Source organism: Clostridium hydrogeniformans DSM 21757 (assembly GCF_000686705.1).
GTDB classification, from domain to species: domain Bacteria; phylum Bacillota; class Clostridia; order Clostridiales; family Clostridiaceae; genus Clostridium_Z; species Clostridium_Z hydrogeniformans.
Map to the genome: position 1 here is coordinate 100017 of NZ_JMLJ01000008.1, position 19070 is coordinate 119086.

Sequence of the window (19070 nt, forward strand, 5' to 3'; positions counted from 1 at the left end):
TTTTATGAAACCTTTGAACTAAACTTATAAGATTTAATACCATATTTATAAGTTTTAAAATTATAATCTAATACCATTTATAACATTAAGATCTTTATAGTAAATTATAGTAATCAGTCTATAGAAAATTATATCATAATATAATATTGTTTAAATAAAATATTTATATATTTAAATGTAAATTTTGTATTTATATATAAGTATATAAGGAATGTAAGAATATTTTGGTATTTACTAATTTTCAGAAATATGTTAAGCTGTAATTAAAGATTGTTAATATGTTAACAAAGAGGAGGGGTATATATGAGCAAATATAGAGTTGGAGATGAATTAATAATTATAGAAAATATAGATGATGAGAAGAATAGACTAAAAGATATGAGTGAATTAAAGGTTAATGGAGATTATGCACAGATATCTTGGGGAATTAAAATAATGAATGTAGAGTATGAAAAACCAAATGTTACATTAACCTATAGAAATGCTTTTGGTGAATTAAATAAGGTGTATGCAGTATGTAAGGACATAGAAAACTTTGATGAGGAAAAGGTTCTTGAAAAAGCATTGTTAAAGGCTTTCCAAAATGAGATTATGGATATAACTGTCTATAGAAATCATAATAAAAAGAAAAGATAAAATATATTTAATAGTTTAAAGTGAAAAGTAAGAGCTTTTATTTATAATCTAAGGGAGGCATACTTTATAATACATGAAAATGTATTATAAAGTATGCCTCCCTAAAACTTATATATCTAGTATATCCATAAGTTTTTTATTTTTTATAAGAGATTTAAATATAAAATATCCAACTATAGAAACTACTACAAATTCTCCAAAACCTACAGAAAATGCAGAAGGTATAAATGGAAGATTTAAAACAAAGTATAATTCTCCACCTATTATTAATGCATTTACAATAACAGGCCATAGAGTAGATACGAATAGATTTTTAGTAAAGCTCATAAGGGTTACAGCAATAGCCGTAGCAAGAGTTCCTAATATAAGGTCTAATGGACCTAGGGCGCTGCCAAGATTTCCTATAAAGCATCCTAAAATAAGACCTGGTATGTATTTTTTATTTACAAAAGCTAATAATGTTAAAATCTCAGAAATTCTAAACTGAACAGCACCATAGCTAAATGGAACAAATATAGTAAGAACAGCATAAAGAGCTGCTATTAAACTATTTAAAACTAATATTTTCAAAAACTTTGAGTTTTGCATATTTACCTCCTTGTAATTATAATTAATCTTTAGTTCTTACAAAAATGTATTATAGCATAATTATAAGTATAAGCAAGGAGGAATAATAAATAAATATAATAAAAAGTTATTAGAAAAGACTGAAAATATTTACAAAAATCCCTTTAAAAATATAAGAAACTTTACTATAATGAGTTTATGGTTTATTACTTTAAGGAGTAAGGGGGTTATAAAAATTAATCAGTGTCCATTTTTATCAACTTCAAAAGAAAGTATAACTTGCTTTAATAGTTGTCCCTTCCGTAAGGATGATGATGAGTGTCCATTTAAAGTTTTTGCAAATGGAGAATCCTTTAAATTTAAAGATAATTTAGAATTAGATATAGATAATATTTATGAGAATTATCAGGGAATAACGTGGTAAACTAAAGAATAATAAAGAAAATAACAAAAGTAAAAGGCTTGTAGAAAAATTTTCTACAAGCCTTAATAGATTAATTTTCTTTATAATTATCTGAAAACTTATGAAGAAGATTTTGTTTTAAATTCCAAAGATCATTAGATAAATCAACATAATAGGTATGTGGATTTTCAAACCTTAAAACTTCCTGCCAAAGTTTTTCACTTTCATTCTTTGCAAATTCTTGAATCTCCATAACTGAAGGACTAGAATAAACAGCCTTACCTTTTTTAAAGATTGGTACAAGAAGTTCTTTTACATAATAGTTAGTTAACTTCTTCCTTTTCCATGTAAAGATAGGATTAAATATTTCAAGTGGTTTACTCTCATCTATGGTTTCATAGTTTAGTGCTAAAAGATCTGCAATAGCTGTATGGGTATCTTTATCAAAAATTCTAAAAATCTTTTTAAAACCTGGGTTTGTAATTTTTTCCTCATTTTCACTTATTTTTATTTTAGGTAATATAAGTTCATCCTCTTCAATGGCACTAAGCTTATATACTCCACCGAAGACAGGTTCTGATTTTGCAGTAATTAGTCTTTCTCCAACACCAAAAGCATCTATTTTAGCTCCTTGAGATAATACACCAGAAATAATATGTTCGTCTAATGAGTTAGAAACTATTATTTTACAATCCTTATAACCTGCATTATCTAGTAATGCACGACATTTCTTAGTTAGATAAGTTATATCTCCACTATCTATTCTTATAGCCTTAGGACTAAAGCCTCTAGGTTTTAATATTTCATCAAAAATTTTTATTGCATTAGGTATACCAGATTTTATTACATTATAGGTATCAACTAGAAGGGTACAGTTATCTGGATAAGTTTCTGCCCAAGCCTTAAAAGCATCATATTCTGTAGGGAATAATTGAACCCAGCTATGAGCCATGGTACCAGAAGTAGGAACACCAAAAAGTTCTTCAGCTATGGTACATGCACTTGAAGAGCATCCACCGATAACTGCAGCTCTTGCACCATATATAGCTCCATCATATCCTTGTGCACGTCTTGAACCAAATTCCATAACAGGTCTATTTTCTGCAGCCCTACAAATTCTATTGGCCTTAGTGGCTATAAGTGTCTGGTGATTTATAGTAAGGAGTATCATAGTTTCAACAAATTGGGCTTGAATAATAGGTCCACGAACAACTACTAAGGGTTCATTTGGAAATACAGGATTTCCTTCAGGAACAGCCCAAACGTCACAACAAAACTCGAAGTTTTCTAAGTAATTAAGAAAGTCTTCAGAAAAAATATTTTTGCTCTTTAAGTAATCAATATCATCCTTAGTAAATTTTAAATTAGATAGGTATTCAATTAATTGCTGCACTCCTGCCATTATGCAGTATCCACCGCCATCAGGAACCCTTCTAAAGAACATGTCAAAATAAGCTATTTTATCTGCTACATTGCTGCTAAAATAACCGTTTCCCATAGTAAGTTCATAAAAGTCAACAAGCATTGTTAAATTTCTTTCATTTCTTACATTAAAGCTAGCATTCATATCAAATCTCCTCTTTAAGGTTTAATTATATCATTATATATTGTAATACCTTAAAAGAATTATTACAATATATTTAGTATTTTAGGGTGGGTTTTACAATTTTAATGTTTTATATTTCTTTAGAAGTTACTATAAGAATTACAGATGAATTAACTTAATATATTTGAGGATAAAAGCATAAAACATATCTATAAATTAAGTTTTACTTTATTCTTAAGTAGTCTATAATATATTACACATATAGTTGAATTTTAATTCAAGTAGTAGTCAATAATTACAGTATAAATTTAGAAAAGAGGTCAAGGTATGAGGTTAGACAAATACCAAAGAGAGGCTGTAGAAAGTAATTTTAAAAATACTTTAGTAGTTGCAGCTCCAGGTAGTGGTAAAACCACAGTTATAATAAATAGGGTTGCATATTTAGTAAATAATTTAAAGGTTAATCCAAGAAATATATTGGTAATAACCTTTACTAAAGCAGCTGCTATTAACATGAAAGAAAGATATGAAAAAATAAAAGACATAGGATACTCGCCCTTTTTTGGAACTTTTCATGGGCTTTGCTATAAACTTTTATTAAGGCATTATAAAGAAATAAAAATTATAGAATCTAGAGAAACTTATAAATTAATATCTAGAAGCTTAATGGAATTTTCTGATTCAGCATGTGAGGATAAAATAAAAGAAGTTATAAATAATATATCTCTTCATAAATGTAGTCTTAAAACCATAGAAGAATTTCAAGGTAGCATAGATAAGGAAGTCTTTATTAAGGCCTATGAGAACTATGAAAATTATAAGAGTTCTAAGGGACTTTTAGATTTTGACGACCTTCAAATACAGCTTAAAAAACTACTCAGTGAAAATCCAAGTATACTAAAAGGATATAGAAGTATATTTAAACATATCCTAGTTGATGAGTTTCAAGATTGTGATGGACTTCAAATAGATTTACTAAAAAGTATTGGAGAAGAAGGGGAAGTTTTTGCAGTAGGAGATGAAGATCAATGCATATATTCTTTTAGGGGGTCTAAACCAGAATGTATGGTGAACTTTAATAAGTATTTTAAAAATGGAGAAAAAATTTATTTGAAAGTAAATTATAGAAGTAAGGAGAATATAGTTAAAACCTCTAAAAATTTGATAACTAATAATACTCTAAGAAATTTAAAAGATATAAATGCAAATAGAGAAGATGAAGGAAAGATTGTAAAATTTAATCCTTTTGATGAGAATCTCCAGTGCAATGATATAGGCGATAAAATAAAAGAATATAAAAGTCTTAATGAGGGGAACTATAGTGAACATGCCGTCCTTTATAGAACAAACTTAGAAAGTAGAAGTTTAATAGATGCCTTTATAAGAAAAAAGATACCTTTTCTTCTATTAGACAAGGAATATAATTTTTTTAATCATTTTATATGTAAGGATATTATATCCTACTTAAAGTTATCTATAAATCCAAGTGATAGAGAAAGCTTTTTAAGGATAATAAATAAACCTTTTAGATATATAAGTAAAAGCACATTAGAAAAGGTAAGAAACCATCCCTATGATGAAAATGTATTTGATATCCTAGAAAAATATCAAGATATGAAGGCTTTCCAGCTTAAAAATATGGATAGATTAAGAAAAGATATAAATTATTTAAATAAAATAAACTTAAAAGGTGCAGCAGATTTCATATTAAGTGATTTGGGATACATAGATTATATAAAGGAATACTGTTTAAAATTTAAAAGTTCCATTGATGAATTAGAAGAAATTATAGAGGAGTTTAAAAGTTCCTTAGAGGAATTCAACTCTATATTAATGTTTTTAGTCCATGTAGAGAAGGTGGAAGAGGAAATGAAAAATAGCTCTAAAGTTAAGAATGATGAGGATAGGGTTATATTTTCTACAATTCATGGAGTTAAGGGCATGGAATTTAAAAATGTTCATATAATCAACTGTAGTGAAGAGTATATTCCACATAAAAGATGTAAGGATGAGCTAGAAACCATGGAAGAAGAAAGAAGGCTATTTTATGTAGGAATTACAAGAGCTATAGATAATCTCTATCTTTATTCACCAAGACGTATAAAGGGAGAATTTATAAAATCATCTCCTTTTATAGAAGAATGTAAAATAGAAAATAAGATAGATTATTGTGGATATGAGGAAGGTATTACTGTTACTCATAAAATTTATGGACAAGGAATTATTGAAGAGCTTAAAGACGATATTATAAAAATAAAGTTTAATGATATAGTTAGAAGTTTCAATTTTAATGTACTACTAAACAATAAGTTAATAGACATAGTAAAATAAAAACTTTCAGTTATATATATTAAAGTAAAAAGAATATATTAATTGAAAGAAATGAAGAAATATGTTATATTATTTTTAAGAAATGTGTTATATATAATAAGGGATAACTATTGAAAGGAAGAGATATTTATGGGAGCAGTAGCATTTAAAAAAATGTGGGAAGACGTAAATATATTAATAAATAAGGAAAATAATATAGACTTAGACATAGTAGATATATTTAGTACTGGCTTTGTTATTAATTCCAATAATGAAAGGGTGTTTTTAACTAAGGATCACTTTGTTGATTTTTGGTGTAATATGCTATACTATAACAAAGTATCTAAAGAGCAGATGGGGAGAGATAAAAATAGATATATGTGTTATATATATGATATAGTTAAACACCTACCTTATGTAACAGAAGGTAAGGATGAACTTATATTAGTTGACTAAAATATTGAATAATAAAAAATTGTATTATATAATTTTAATAAAGGCTCATATTCAGGGTAGAATATGAGCCTTTAAATTTACAATTAAGAGGGTTGATTATGGTGAATGAACTAATATTTGCCTTAGATATAGGAACAAGATCTATTATAGGCACTGTAGGAAAAATAGTGGATAATAAATTTCAAGTAGTTTATGAATGTTATAAGGAACATGAAGAAAGATCTATGATAGATGGACAAATACATGATATAGATTTAGTGGCGAAATCTGTTAGGTTTGTAAAAGAGGATATAGAAAAAAATATAGAAAAGAAATTGACTAATGTATCAATAGCTGCAGCAGGAAGATTTTTAAGAACTTCTATAAGTAAGGCTTCAGTAGGACTTAGTGAAGATAAGGAAATAGATAAGGATAGCATAAGAAGTCTAGAGCTTACTGCAGTGAGGAATGCAGAGGAGGCAGTTTTTTCCTCTTCAAAGGGGAAATTATATTGTGTTGGATATTCAGTAAAAAATTATTATTTAAATGGATATTTAATGTCAAATCTTTTATCCCATAAGGGGGAAGAAGCAGCTGTTGAGGTTATAGCAACCTTTCTTCCAAGATCTGTGGTTGATTCTTTATATGCAGTTATGAATAAGGTAGATTTAACAGTTACAAATATAACATTGGAGCCTATAGCAGCCATAGAGGCTGTAATACCTAAAAGTCTTAGACTTCTTAATATAGGTCTTATAGATATAGGGGCAGGAACATCTGATATAGCAATATCAAGTGCTAATACAATTAGTGCCTATGGAATGGTTCCTATGGCAGGAGATGAAATTACTGAAGCTTTAGCGCAAAACTATTTAGTAGATTTTAACATGGCAGAAAACATGAAAAAGCAGTGTTTAACTAAAGATGAAATAACTTATACAGATGTTTTAGGCCTTGAAAATAGTGTGAGCAGAGAAAATATAATAAAGGTTATAGAGCCAGTAGTTCATAAAATATCCCATGAAATAGCTATAAAAGTTCTAGAACTTAATGGAGAAAAACCACCCAATGCATTGTTTTTAGTAGGAGGAGGAGCTCATACCCCAGGAATTAAAGAGGCACTTAGTAAAGAAATAGGACTTCCTATTGAAAGAATTGCAATTAAGGGACGTGAAGGAGTAACAGATTGCCTAAGTGAAGATAATTCCTTAGGAAGTATTGGAGTAACGGTACTTGGAATAGCTCTAGTATCTATAAAGAACTTAGGAAATGATTTTATTGATGTGATACTTGATGGCAATGTGGTTAGCTTGTTTAATTCTCACAAGAATAAGGTTATGGATGTGCTTCTTCAAGGAGGGGTTAATCCAAAGGTTCTCATAGGAAAAAATGGTAAGAACTTAAAATTTAAAATAAATGGAGTAAATAGGGTGATGTTTGGGACCTTAGGACAGAATGCTAAAATAAGAGTAAATGGTAAAGAGGCATCCTTAGAAGATGAGGTTAGAGAAGGCGATATAATAGACCTTATACCAGCAGTGGATGGGGAAGGTGGTTCTAGCAAAATAGTAGATCATGTTAAAAATATTTATTCAACTAGGTTTACGTTAAATGAAGAAGAAGCAGAGCTTACTCCATTAAGCTTTCTAAATGGACATAGGGTATCCCTGTTTAAAGAAATATTACCTATGGAAGAGATAGAAATTAGATATCCTAAAACAGTAGGAGATTTAAGGAAGTACTATATAGACAGAGATCAAATGGTATTAAATGAAGGAAAAGAGTTAGATGATAATTATGTAATAAATGATGGGGATTCGCTACATTATAGTTCTAAAGAGGTAGCTAAGGAAATTCATATTTCTAAGGATAAAGATAATAAATATGATGAGAAACTTAAAGTTGTAATAAATGGAAAGGAAACTATATTAAGAGGAAAAAAAGAATATATTTTTGTAGATATATTTGATTTTATAGACTTTGATTTATCAGAGGCAAAAGGAAATATAGTTTTAGAGAACAATGGAAAGGGAGCTAATTATTATGATATTCTTAAAGAAGGGGATATGATAAATATATACTGGAAATAAAGGAGATGTAATAATATGAGTAGTAATATAGATTTTTATAGAGAGGCATTAAAAGTAGAAGAGGAAATAATAGAAATAAGAAGAGACCTTCACCAGCATCCAGAGATTGGGTTTGAGGAGTTTAGAACTAGCGGAAAAATTAAAGAGTTTTTAGATAGGGAAGGAATACCATATAAGGAGGTTGCAGGCACAGGAGTGTGTGCAATTATAGAAGGAAAGGAAGAAGGAAAAACCATAGCCTTAAGGGGAGATATTGATGCTCTTCCCCTTGAAGATAAGAAGGATACTGTTTATAAATCTAAGGTTCAGGGTAAAATGCATGCTTGCGGTCACGATGCTCATACTTCAATACTTCTTGGGGCAGCAAAAATATTAAATAGTCATAAAGATAAGCTAAAAGGAAATGTTAAGCTATTGTTTGAGCCAGCAGAAGAAACTGTTGGAGGAGCAAGATTTATGATAAAAGAAGGGGTTTTAGAGAATCCTTATGTAGACTGTGTCCTTGGATTACATGTGGCAGAACAGATAGAAGTAGGAAAGGTTGGTATTAAGTATGGAGTATTTAACGCTGCATCTAATCCCTTTACTATTAAAATAAAAGGAAAGGGAGGCCATGGAGCTCATCCAGAGGATACCATAGATCCTATAGTAATAGCTTGTCATGTAGTTACAGCACTACAAACTATAGTATCAAGAGAAATAGCTCCAGTATATCCAGGGGTGGTAACAGTTGGAGCTATACATGGAGGAACGGCTCAAAATATAATCCCTTCTGAGGTTGAAATTAAAGGGATTATGAGAACTTTAACAAAGGAAGATAGAGAGCTTGTTAAAAGAAGACTTGTGGAAATAACAGAGGGAATATGTAAGGCTATGAGAGGAGACTCAGAGATAGATATAGAAGAGAGTTATCCATGCCTTTACAATGATGATAGCATGATGGAGCATTTAAAGATTTCTGCAGAGAAGATTTTAGGAGAAGAAAATATTAATATTTTAGAACATCCAAGTATGGGAGTTGAAAGCTTTGCATACTTTTCCAATGAAAGACCTAGTGCTTTCTACTTTTTAGGAGTTCAAAATAAGGATAAGGGGATAGTAAATCCAGCCCATGGTTGTTATTTTGATATAGATGAAAAAAGCCTTTCTTTAGGAATAGCAATACAATGCAGGGCAGCTTTTGACTATTTGACAAGTAACTAAAATAATATTATGCTTATACAATGGGCGCTTTATGTAAATATAGCGCCCGAAAAAATGAAGAATTAGGAGTGGTTGACTTGAGAATAGTAATTGGACCCAATGAAGCAGCTCAAAGGTTAGATAAATTTTTAAGAAAATTATTAAAGGACGTTCCTTTAAGTGCTATATATAAAGCTCTAAGAAAAGGGGACATAAAGGTAAATGGTAAAAAAGGAAATGAAAAATATTCACTTTGTGAAGGTGATGAGGTTTTTATAAAGTACATACAAACTGATTCTTCTGAAAGAAAAAAAGAAAAAGAAGAAGAACTTAAAAAATTAAAAGATATTAATACAAATTTTAAGGTTACTTATGAGGATGAAAATGTATTATTAATAGAAAAGTGGCCGGGAGTTCTTGTTCATTCAGATAAGAAAAAGGGAGACACAACCCTTACTGATTATGTTCTTTCTTATCTTCATGAAAAGGGAGACTATACTCCAGAAAAGGAGATAACATTTACCCCAGCACCATGTAACAGGTTAGATAGAAATACTTCTGGAATAGTTATGTTTGGTAAAAACTTTGACTCTCTAAAAACTTTAAATGAAATGATAAGAGATAGAAGGGTTCAAAAATACTATGTGGCTTTAGTTAAAGGAAGAATAAAGGACGGTATTTATACTGGGTACATAAGTAAGAATGAAAATAGTAATACTTCAAAAATCTTTGATACAGAAAAGGCTAATACTAAAGAAATAGCCATGGAAGTAAAGACAATTAAAAGTAATGGGTTATTTTCATTTATAGAAATAGAACTAATTACAGGAAGAAGTCATCAACTTAGAGCACATTTAGCTCATCTTGGAAATCCTATTGTTGGGGATGAAAAGTATGGTGAAAAGAGGCTTAATAGTTTCTTCTTTAATAAATTTGGATTAAACTATCAATACCTTTATGCTTACAAAGTTGTTTTTAGAGACTGTCCTGAGAAATTTACTTATCTTCAAAATAAAACTATAGCAGAGACATTGCCTCCTATATTTAAGAAGATAAAAAAGGATGTATTTAAATTCTAGGAAAAGTTTGAGGAGATAGTTATGAAAGAGCAATCTACTACAAGGGGGTTTGCTGTACTTTCCTTAGCAGGAATATTGGTAAAAGTAATGTCACTTTTATATGTTCCTCTCCTAGTTAATATAGTAGGGGATGAGGGGTATGGAATATATTCAGGAGCTTATGTAATATTTACTCTTACATATGTTATGACAAACACAGGGATGCAAACAGCCATAAGTAAGCAAGTCTCTGAACTTATAGAATTAAATAATTATAGAGATGCAGTAAAGACATTTAAAATAGCAAGAAGCATCCTTCTTGCAGTGGGTATGGTTACCTGTATAATACTTTTACAGTTTGCTATGCCTATTGCTAAATTTACTAAGGGACCACAAGGATTTTTATCTCTTATAACTTTAGCACCGGCTATTGTGGTTACCTCTATTTTAGCAGCCTATAGGGGATACTTCCAAGGTAGAAGTATAATGACACCTACTGCTGTATCTCAAATTTTAGAACAGATATTTAATGTTATATTTAGTTTAGGATTTGCCCTTTTACTTAGGAAAAATGGACCAGCAGATGGGGCAGCTGGAGGAACCCTGGGTACAGTGCTAGGAGCTTTAGTTGCAGCCCTATATCTTATAAAGAAGTATAATGATAATAAAATTATTAAAATAAGTAAAAGTATAGATGAATTACAACCTAGAAGGCTAAGTAATAGGGAAATAGTAAGAAATTTATTTAGATACGGATTTCCTATAACATTAAGTGCTATGCTTCAATATTTTGGAGCAGTTATTGATATGATTGTTGTTAGAGGAAGGCTTGGAGTAGCAGGATTTAATGAGGCAGAGACCAATATTATGTTTGGACTTGTATCAAAATACACAACCCTTATTAATGTACCTCTAACATTAATTGCAGCTTTATGTGCAGCTATTATTCCTGCAATATCTAGGGCTTTTATTGTAAAGGATAGAAAAACCATAAGGGAGAAAATTGGATTTGCCTTTAAGGTAAGTTATATGATATCTATACCTTGTGCTTTTGGACTTAGTATACTAAGCGAACAAATATATAAACTTATCTTTATGAAAAATTCAGCAGGATATGAGCTTTTATTTTTAGGAGCTATCGCTGTGGTGTTTACCTCCATAGTACAAATACAAACAATAATATTACAATGTATGAATAAATTATATGCAGTTTTAATATCCCTTGGACTAGGAATATTAGCAAAATTAGCATCTAATTATTTCTTAGTAGTTATACCCCATATTAATGTTAAGGGGGCTATTGTAGGTACTATATTATGTTCTTTAATACCTATGATAATAAATCAAAGGATTTTAAATTCTACATTGAAAATAAGGGTTAGCTTATTTAGATATGCTATAAAACCATTTATGGCATCAATACTTATGACAGTATTTGTATTTGTAACTATGCTAATAACTTCTTCCATAGCAAATAGTATTGGGTCAGGCTATGTAATTACAGTTGCATTTCCTACAATAACTACAATATTAGTTGGAGCCTTTGCATATTCCTATGGAATTATATTAACAGGAGGAATAACTAAGAAGGATATTAACTCACTTTCTCCAAAGATTCAAAAGGTAATCCCAAGATTTATGAGAAGAAGGCTAAGATAAAATTTATAATAAAGATAAAACACTAGGATAACTTAAATTTAAAAGAACACAAGGAGTGTTTTTTTAATATTAAGGGTATTCTAGTGTTTTTTATATTATTAATTCCTTATTATGTTACCTATAATAAGAGGGGTTTTTAGTATTGTCTTTTATAAATATACCTATTAAAAAGAATGAAAATCCAAGGGCAATTATAAATATATTTTTAAAGGTTCCAGTAATAGGTAAAGTTAAAGCAGATACAATCTTTAAAGAAAAAAAGCATAATACTCCTATAAGAATAGGAAGTACAATTTGAAAAAGAGAGAAATTAATTTTTATATGTTTATTTATTTCGTATAAATTTAAAATTAAAACAACTATAGCAGTAATCATAAGACTTATGCCATAGCCAAATATGTTTATAGATGGAATAGAAGCTAATATAAATAATGAAGAAATCTCTATTAATGCTCCTATTATAGAATTTCTCAAAATTATGTTTTGTTTGCTTATACCATTTAAAATGCTATAGGTTGTAAAAGAACAATAGCTAAATGGGGCACAAAGAGAAGCAAAAGCTATAAAAGGACCAAGATCCTGTCTTTTAAAAAACATAAAACCTAATTCCGTTGGAATAGCATTGCAAATAGCTAAAGTGCTAAGACCTAGGAGGAGAGCTATCTTAAGAACTTCCTTTATTCTAAGGGCAGCAGAATCATAATCTTTTTTATTAATAGTTTGAGATAAGTCAGGAATCAATAAGGTGGATATGGATCCAACAACTATCATTGGGAAAAACACTATATTCATAGTCATTCCTGTGAATTTTCCAATAAGTCCTAAGGCCATGGAGTATTCTATACCAGCTTTAAGGAGTCTTCTTGGTAATAATAAGGTACATAAAGCATCTAAAGCAGTGGTTAAAAAACCATTTAGGCATAAAGGTAAAGATATAATCAAAACATTAAAAAGTAGTTGACCACGACCATCTCTATTGGTGTGCTTTATATCCTTAAGCTTATATATGCTTTTTTTATAATATATATATAAGAAGGTTAGACTTATAAATTCCCCAATGCATAGTGCCAAGTAGGAAACTGTAACTAAAGTTGTCACTGAGCTAAGTTTAAATATCATGGATATAGATATTATTACAGAAATTCTTACGGCTTTCTCGAAAATATCTATAATAGCTGGAACTAATATCTCTGATGTTCCATAGAAATATCCTTTTAATATATTAGAACAAGCTATAAAAACCATGGCTGGGCATGTTATTCTTATAGCATTTACTGTTCTTGAATCCTTTATAATAAAGGAACTTATAAAGGGAGCTAGAAAAAATACTAATATAGCGATTAGCACCCCCCATATTAAATTAAAAAAGAGGGTTGTTCTAATGGTGCTTTTTAGGTTGAAATAACTTTTTTCATCAAAATATATGGCTGATAGTTTTGATATGGCAGTTATTACTCCACCACATATAAGACAAATAAAGAGGTTATATATAGGCATTACAAGACCATATAATCCCATGCCTTCTGCTCCTAAACTTCTGGATAATATTATAGAAAAGGTAAAACCTAATATACCAGTGGTTAAGTTAGAAGCAATAAGCATTAAGGAGTTTTTATAGAAGCTTTTGTTAGACATAATATCCTCCTAATTTTAAAGTGTTCACTTATAAATAATATTCTTAAGGAGGAGGGGATATTACCACAAAAGATTTGAAATTACTTTATAATTAGTTTATATTTAAATTGGGATAAAATGAATTAGGAAATAATTTTATAAAATTATAAATAAACAAGAATACTTATTAGAAAATATATAGGTTGCAATTTTAAAATTATAACTAAAGATAAAGGGTAATGACTTTTTTATGCTTTAGTTGTATAAACTTTTATGGAAGATATAAGAAATGAAATTAAAGTTTATATAATTTTAATAAATAAGTTCTTGAATATATAAGTGGGGGAAGTACTATGATAAAGTGTTTAGTTTGCGGATATATATTAAGGGAGGCTTCAGTAGATATCAATAAACATGCTATGCCAAGCTATAATAAGCCTTTAGATATTAAATATTGTCCATTTTGTGGAGTTTCTATGGAATGGTTTGGGGAAGAAGATAAAAGAGTTCTAGGAAGTGACTTAAATTTAGATGGTGATACAACAAAAATTATGGATCATGCTATGAAACTTGAGGTTTTTAATGGGGATTTCTATAAGGTTGCTAGTGAAAAGTGTAGTAATGAAGAAAATAAAAGCTTTTTTAAGGCTTTATCAAATATTGAGTATACTCATGCTCATATTCATAAAAGAATTATTGGAATTGAGAATCTACCTAAATTAGCGAATATTAGTTATGAGAGATTTAAGAAGGATGAAGATTTCTTAAAAGAAGCTATAAAAAGAGAGGAACATGCTATAAATTATTACAATAGATATTATGATAAGGTTTGTAGCAAGGAATTACAAACTCTATTTGAAATCTTATCTACTGTAGAAAAGCAGCATATAACTTTAGCTAGTGTACGATAAATAGGAACTTAGTTTAGAAAGTTATAGTTTAAACTAAAGATTTACTTTACAATATATATTTTAAACTAAATAAAAAATATATATTAGGATTATAAGATTTATAGATGAAGACTCCTTAAAGAGTAGGTGATTAGAGGTTTAAATCACTTACTCTTTTTTATTATATATTTTTATAAGATATATAAGTAATTAAGAAGGGGTTTAGAAAATATATATAATTAATAGAGTAATAAAAGAGAGGGAGAGGGATGAGGAAGGTTTTTAAAAATTTATGGGGGATACTGATTTTTGTATGCTCAATATGCTTTATATTTATAATATCTAAAATATACTCTGCACCACCTATAGAGATAAAGGATAAAAAATTAGGCTATGAGATAAAATTTAAGGGGCTTAAAGAACCAAGGGATATAACCTTAGATGAGGAAGGCAACATATATGTAGCTTATGAGAGTAAGCTTCAACGAATTGATAAATATGGTAAGGTAAATAACTTATTGGAAAAAAATGAATTTAATATAGACTCCATAGTCTATTATGAAAACAACATATATATATGTAGCGATACTAGGGTTTATAAGTATGATATAGAAGATAATAGAACTACTATATTAATAAATGATCTTCCTAATATAGGTGACTATAATAAGAGTAAAATTATAGTTAATGAGGGGAATCTATATATTACTGTTGGAGCAGTAACTAACTCAGGAATAGTTGGAGAAGATAATCTTTGGCTGAGTAAAAGTCCATTTTCTCAGGATATAAGTCCTAAATCAATTTCAGTTAAGGGAAGGGAGTTTAAGGGAACGGGAGCCTTTACTTCTTATAATACAAAAAACACTAAGGGGCAAGTGATAAATGGAAAGATTCCAGGAAATAGTTCAGTTATTAAATATAATATAGAAGCTAATAAGCTATCTTTATATAGCTGGGGAATAAGGAACATAGAAGGAATAGATTTTAGTAGTAAAGGAAACATAATAGCTTCAATTGGAGGAATGGAAGATAGAGGGTCACGACCTATAAAAGGAGATAAGGATTATATATATGATATAAAAGAGAGTCTTTGGTATGGATGGCCAGACTATAGTGGAGGAGATCCTGTAACTTCTCCTAGGTTTAAAGGTAAGAATAATACAAGAGTAGAGTTTATATTAGAAAATCATCAAACAGTAAATCCACCTTCTCCAATATATCAGCACAGTAATTTATCATCTATAAAGTCTCTTGCTATAGATAAATATGGAGTTTTAGGAGAGAAAGATGGTATATATTTTTATGATTATAAGGATACTATTATATATAGCTTAAGAGAAAAAACATCTATAATAGAAACTATAAGCCTTCCAGAATCAAAGAACATTAGCTTGAAGTCTAATAAAGAAGGATTAATAATTTTAGATAAAGATAAGGGTTTTATATATGAAATTAAAGAAAAATCTAATTTGGGATTTACTGGGGTAGATAAAAAATCCATATATATATCTTTACTAGTTATTGGAGTGGTTATAGTAGCTGTAGCTTTTAAAACAATAAACAGATAAAGAAGGGATAGAATTTGAAGAGAACTTTTGAAAAAACTTATGGAAATGCAGTAAGGTCTGTAATGAAGGCTGTTAATCCTATGAAAAAAAAGGTTATAAACACCCACTGCAATGTTCATAAGTATATAAATACTCAAGGATTAAATATATTAAAGGAAGAAGGATATATAAAAGAATTTGAGTTTTTTAAAGAATATATAGTAGACATAAATGAAGGAGCCCATTGGATAGATCAAGATTTTAAGAGTACTAATCATTTTTATCATGCAACTAAGGAAAGGGGACTTTATGGTTTCTCTAATGCCTTAACAGAATGTATAAAATATAGTAACAAATCTTTAGCTAATTATAAAATAGGGGATGTAAGAAAAGCAATGTTCTTTTTAGGGGCGTCTTGTCATTTGATTCAAGATATGACAGTGCCTCATCATGTAGATAATAGGCTTTTAAATAAGCATAGGGCTTTTGAACTTTGGATAGTAAGAAAACTTTCTTCAAATCCTAGTTTGTATGCAGTGGATAAAGGGATTGTTAGATATGGTACTGTAGAAAACTATATTAAGGGAAATTCAAAAATGGCAAGGGAGATATATTCTAAGTTTAAATATAAGGTTCCAGAGGATGAAAAGTATAGTTCTATAGCTTCTGTAATATTAGTTGAAGCTCAGAAAACTACAGCAGGATTCTTATTGGATTTTTATGAAAATTTAAGAAAAATAAAAGGATAATTCTTTAAAGAAGGAATTATCCTTTTCTATGTGGAAATAAATACCAAAGAGGAGGGGGATTATGAGGGAATATAAATTAGACTTTAATCATATTAAATTAGAAAATAATGTTTTAGATATATCCAGTGAAAATTATGGTATAATATATAGTCTATTAAAGGAAAGCTATGATGAGATAAGTGTTGATTACGTAGATGGAGATGGTAATGCTTTAGAAAAAGGGTTTTATGATAATGCTGCCATGTTTTTCGTATTGAACAAGCCTCTTATTAATAAGGAGAGAAAAAAGCTTATAGATGATGTTACCAGTAAGTTAAAAGAGAATGGAGAAATTTATATTTGGGATTATAAAAAAGCCTATGGTAAAACTTTTATAGGTAAAATAATTTGTAGTCTTCCAAACAACATAGAAAAAGAATTTATATTAAAGGATATGAATATAATGAAATCCTATGATGAACATAGTATTTTATCCATATTAAATAAAGAGTATTTGATTTTAGATACTAATGTATGGGATGAAATCTTTTTTATAAGAGCTAAAAAGAAGGGAAGAGAAGCACATGAAGATAGTAATAGTGGGGATAAACTCAAAGTACATCCACAGCAACCTAGCCATAAGATACTTAAAGGCATATACAAAAGATTTAAATTACCAAGGGGAGATAATGGAGTTCTCAATAAATGATTCCTTAGACAATATAGTTCAAGGAATTATTATGGAACAGCCAGAGGTTGTAGCTTTTTCAACTTATATATGGAATGAGGAATATGTTAGAAAAGTAGCAGAAACTATTAAATTAATCGATCCATCCATAGAAATTTTATATGGTGGACCAGAGGTTACCTACAATGGAGAGAATTTTTTAAAGCATAATGTAGGAGAATATATAATTGAAGGAGAAGGGGAGGAGACATTTAAAGAATTTGTTGAGTATAAATTAGGAAAAAAAGATTTAAAATATATACAGGGTCTTTATTATAAAACTTTTAAGGAAAATGGGGAAGTCATAATAAACTATAATGGGAAAAGACCTATAATGGATATGAATAAACTAGTGTTTCCTTATGATAAGGAAGATGATTTAAATAATAAAATAGTATATTATGAGGCATCTAGAGGTTGCCCATTCAGATGTAAGTATTGTCTATCTTCAGTATTAAGTAATGTAAGATTTCTAAATATAGAGAGGGTAAAAAAAGATCTTCAATTTCTTATAGATAAGAATGTAAGACTTGTAAAGTTTGTAGATAGAACTTTCAATTGTAATGGGAAATTTGCCATGGAGATTTGGTATTTTTTAATGAATATTAATACAGATACTGCATTTCATTTTGAAATATCTGCAGATATATTAAAAAAGGAAGAATTAGAGCTTTTAAGAAAGGCTCCTAAAGGAAGATTTCAATTTGAAGTAGGGGTTCAAACTACTAATGATAATGTACTTAAAGAAATTAATAGATATGTAAGGTTTAAAGATATAAAACATAACATAGAATATGTACAAAAGGGAAAAAATATAAAACAACATCTAGACTTAATAGCTGGACTTCCAGGGGAAGACTTAGAAAGTTTTAAGAAGTCTTTTAATGATGTGTATAGTATAAGACCAGAAGAGATTCAACTAGGATTTTTAAAACTTATAAAGGGAACATCTATGAGGGATGAAAAAGATAAGTGGGGTATGGCTCCAACACCTTATGCTCCTTATGAGGTTTTAAAGACTAAGGATGTATCCTATGAAAATATGCTTTTATTAAAGAAGGTAGAGCATATGGTCGATAAATATTATAATTCAGGTAAGTTTAATTTAACTATAAAATATTTAGAAAAAAAGTTTAATACTCCTTTTGAGTTTTATGAGGCTTTAGGAAGGTTTTTTGAAGATAAGGGATATTTTAAAAGAAGCATATCTAATAATGATTATTATAAGTTTTTCATGGAATTTAACTCAGAATTTCTAGAAAATAGTAATGAAGTTTTAAAAGAAATTCTAAGATATGAATATCTTTCTTTCAATAAAAGAAGAGGAATACCAGAATTCTTGCATGGTTATATAACTAAGGAAGAAGAAAAAAATATTAAGTTTATGTTAAAAGATAATGGGAAAAAACTTTCAAATAGTGATTATATAGATAAGTTTAATATAAATATTGAAGGGATTATCCAAGGAAAAACTATTGAAAATCAAGAAGTTTATGTGGTTTTCAAAGACAAAGAAGTCCCAGAAATAATATATGCTTAAGATGACAGAGGTAATCCTCTGTCTCTATTTCTAAAGTTGATAATAATTTTTAAACTTAGAAAACAAACTATGAAGTTTTACAATAAACGATAGAAGTTATGATGTATACTTGCATATAGTGTCGTTTTTTAGGTTGAA

Annotated in this window: 16 protein-coding genes; 13 read left to right on the forward strand and 3 right to left on the reverse strand. The window is 29.0% G+C overall.

The window, feature by feature from the left end:
* The first annotated feature begins 303 nt into the window (after window positions 1-303).
* Complete coding sequence (locus BR69_RS0105715) at window positions 304-636, forward strand: hypothetical protein (RefSeq protein WP_027632325.1); 333 nt, start codon at window positions 304-306, stop codon at window positions 634-636.
* A gap of 108 nt (window positions 637-744) precedes the next feature.
* On the opposite strand, the gene BR69_RS0105720 is transcribed toward BR69_RS0105715, so the two are convergent.
* Window positions 745-1224 (reverse strand): QueT transporter family protein, encoded by a 480-nt coding sequence (locus BR69_RS0105720; RefSeq protein ID WP_027632326.1) that lies wholly within the window; start codon window positions 1222-1224, stop codon window positions 745-747.
* Window positions 1225-1393: 169 nt separating this feature from the next.
* Between BR69_RS0105720 and BR69_RS20030 the strand changes: the two genes are divergently transcribed.
* Window positions 1394-1627 carry a hypothetical protein gene (locus BR69_RS20030; protein ID WP_034849423.1) on the forward strand — a complete coding sequence of 78 codons (234 nt, stop codon included), beginning with the start codon at window positions 1394-1396 and terminating at the stop codon, window positions 1625-1627.
* Window positions 1628-1697: 70 nt separating this feature from the next.
* Here the strand turns inward: BR69_RS20030 and BR69_RS0105730 are convergent, their stop codons facing one another.
* On the reverse strand, window positions 1698-3173 hold the full coding sequence (locus tag BR69_RS0105730) for a nicotinate phosphoribosyltransferase (RefSeq protein WP_027632327.1): 1476 nt from the start codon (window positions 3171-3173) through the stop codon (window positions 1698-1700).
* Between the two features lie 306 nt (window positions 3174-3479).
* Here BR69_RS0105730 and BR69_RS0105735 point away from each other — a divergent pair, with 306 nt between their 5' ends.
* From BR69_RS0105735 to BR69_RS0105760, 6 genes are all read left to right on the forward strand, one after another.
* On the forward strand, window positions 3480-5483 hold the full coding sequence (locus BR69_RS0105735) for an ATP-dependent helicase (protein ID WP_027632328.1): 2004 nt from the start codon (window positions 3480-3482) through the stop codon (window positions 5481-5483).
* 129 nt (window positions 5484-5612) lie between these two features.
* Entirely contained in the window at window positions 5613-5918 is a 306-nt protein-coding gene (locus tag BR69_RS0105740) for a hypothetical protein (RefSeq protein WP_034849425.1), read from the forward strand.
* A gap of 98 nt (window positions 5919-6016) precedes the next feature.
* Window positions 6017-7987, forward strand: a complete 1971-nt coding sequence (locus BR69_RS0105745) for a cell division protein FtsA (protein WP_034849427.1) — start codon at window positions 6017-6019, stop codon at window positions 7985-7987.
* Between the two features lie 15 nt (window positions 7988-8002).
* Window positions 8003-9190 (forward strand): M20 metallopeptidase family protein, encoded by a 1188-nt coding sequence (locus BR69_RS0105750; protein ID WP_207640757.1) that lies wholly within the window; start codon window positions 8003-8005, stop codon window positions 9188-9190.
* A 77-nt stretch (window positions 9191-9267) separates the two neighbouring features.
* On the forward strand, window positions 9268-10248 hold the full coding sequence (locus tag BR69_RS0105755) for an RluA family pseudouridine synthase (RefSeq protein WP_027632332.1): 981 nt from the start codon (window positions 9268-9270) through the stop codon (window positions 10246-10248).
* 21 nt (window positions 10249-10269) lie between these two features.
* Entirely contained in the window at window positions 10270-11886 is a 1617-nt protein-coding gene (locus tag BR69_RS0105760) for a putative polysaccharide biosynthesis protein (RefSeq protein ID WP_027632333.1), read from the forward strand.
* 114 nt (window positions 11887-12000) lie between these two features.
* On the opposite strand, the gene spoVB is transcribed toward BR69_RS0105760, so the two are convergent.
* Window positions 12001-13521, reverse strand: a complete 1521-nt coding sequence (gene spoVB / locus BR69_RS0105765; RefSeq protein WP_027632334.1) for a stage V sporulation protein B — start codon at window positions 13519-13521, stop codon at window positions 12001-12003.
* 332 nt (window positions 13522-13853) lie between these two features.
* On the opposite strand from spoVB, the gene BR69_RS0105770 reads away from it, so the two are divergent.
* The 5 genes from BR69_RS0105770 to BR69_RS0105790 all read left to right on the forward strand — a co-directional run bounded on the left by BR69_RS0105770 (window position 13854) and on the right by BR69_RS0105790 (window position 18932).
* Entirely contained in the window at window positions 13854-14411 is a 558-nt protein-coding gene (locus BR69_RS0105770; protein ID WP_027632335.1) for a ferritin family protein, read from the forward strand.
* A 248-nt stretch (window positions 14412-14659) separates the two neighbouring features.
* The gene (locus BR69_RS0105775) at window positions 14660-15958 is read left to right on the forward strand and encodes a PQQ-dependent sugar dehydrogenase family protein (RefSeq protein ID WP_027632336.1); all 1299 of its coding nucleotides are present in this window, start codon (window positions 14660-14662) and stop codon (window positions 15956-15958) included.
* Window positions 15959-15972: 14 nt separating this feature from the next.
* Window positions 15973-16686 (forward strand): zinc dependent phospholipase C family protein, encoded by a 714-nt coding sequence (locus tag BR69_RS0105780; RefSeq protein ID WP_027632337.1) that lies wholly within the window; start codon window positions 15973-15975, stop codon window positions 16684-16686.
* Between the two features lie 61 nt (window positions 16687-16747).
* A complete protein-coding gene (locus BR69_RS22155) occupies window positions 16748-17374 on the forward strand; it encodes a hypothetical protein (RefSeq protein ID WP_242840661.1) in 627 nt (208 codons plus the stop codon).
* Window positions 17256-18932 (forward strand): B12-binding domain-containing radical SAM protein, encoded by a 1677-nt coding sequence (locus BR69_RS0105790; RefSeq protein WP_242840663.1) that lies wholly within the window; start codon window positions 17256-17258, stop codon window positions 18930-18932. The genes BR69_RS22155 and BR69_RS0105790 overlap by 119 nt, the downstream gene beginning before the upstream one ends.
* Window positions 18933-19070 lie beyond the last annotated feature (138 nt).

Bases quoted from the DNA above. Each gene is read 5' to 3' on its own strand.
- BR69_RS0105715 (WP_027632325.1), top strand. From the start codon at position 304: ATGAGCAAATATAGAGTTGGAGATGAATTAATAATTATAGAAAATATA.
- BR69_RS0105720 (WP_027632326.1), bottom strand. From the start codon at position 1,224: ATGCAAAACTCAAAGTTTTTGAAAATATTAGTTTTAAATAGTTTAATA.
- BR69_RS20030 (WP_034849423.1), top strand. From the start codon at position 1,394: ATGAGTTTATGGTTTATTACTTTAAGGAGTAAGGGGGTTATAAAAATT.
- BR69_RS0105730 (WP_027632327.1), bottom strand. From the start codon at position 3,173: ATGAATGCTAGCTTTAATGTAAGAAATGAAAGAAATTTAACAATGCTT.
- BR69_RS0105735 (WP_027632328.1), top strand. From the start codon at position 3,480: ATGAGGTTAGACAAATACCAAAGAGAGGCTGTAGAAAGTAATTTTAAA.
- BR69_RS0105740 (WP_034849425.1), top strand. From the start codon at position 5,613: ATGGGAGCAGTAGCATTTAAAAAAATGTGGGAAGACGTAAATATATTA.
- BR69_RS0105745 (WP_034849427.1), top strand. From the start codon at position 6,017: ATGGTGAATGAACTAATATTTGCCTTAGATATAGGAACAAGATCTATT.
- BR69_RS0105750 (WP_207640757.1), top strand. From the start codon at position 8,003: ATGAGTAGTAATATAGATTTTTATAGAGAGGCATTAAAAGTAGAAGAG.
- BR69_RS0105760 (WP_027632333.1), top strand. From the start codon at position 10,270: ATGAAAGAGCAATCTACTACAAGGGGGTTTGCTGTACTTTCCTTAGCA.
- spoVB (WP_027632334.1), bottom strand. From the start codon at position 13,521: ATGTCTAACAAAAGCTTCTATAAAAACTCCTTAATGCTTATTGCTTCT.
- BR69_RS0105770 (WP_027632335.1), top strand. From the start codon at position 13,854: ATGATAAAGTGTTTAGTTTGCGGATATATATTAAGGGAGGCTTCAGTA.
- BR69_RS0105775 (WP_027632336.1), top strand. From the start codon at position 14,660: ATGAGGAAGGTTTTTAAAAATTTATGGGGGATACTGATTTTTGTATGC.
- BR69_RS22155 (WP_242840661.1), top strand. From the start codon at position 16,748: ATGAGGGAATATAAATTAGACTTTAATCATATTAAATTAGAAAATAAT.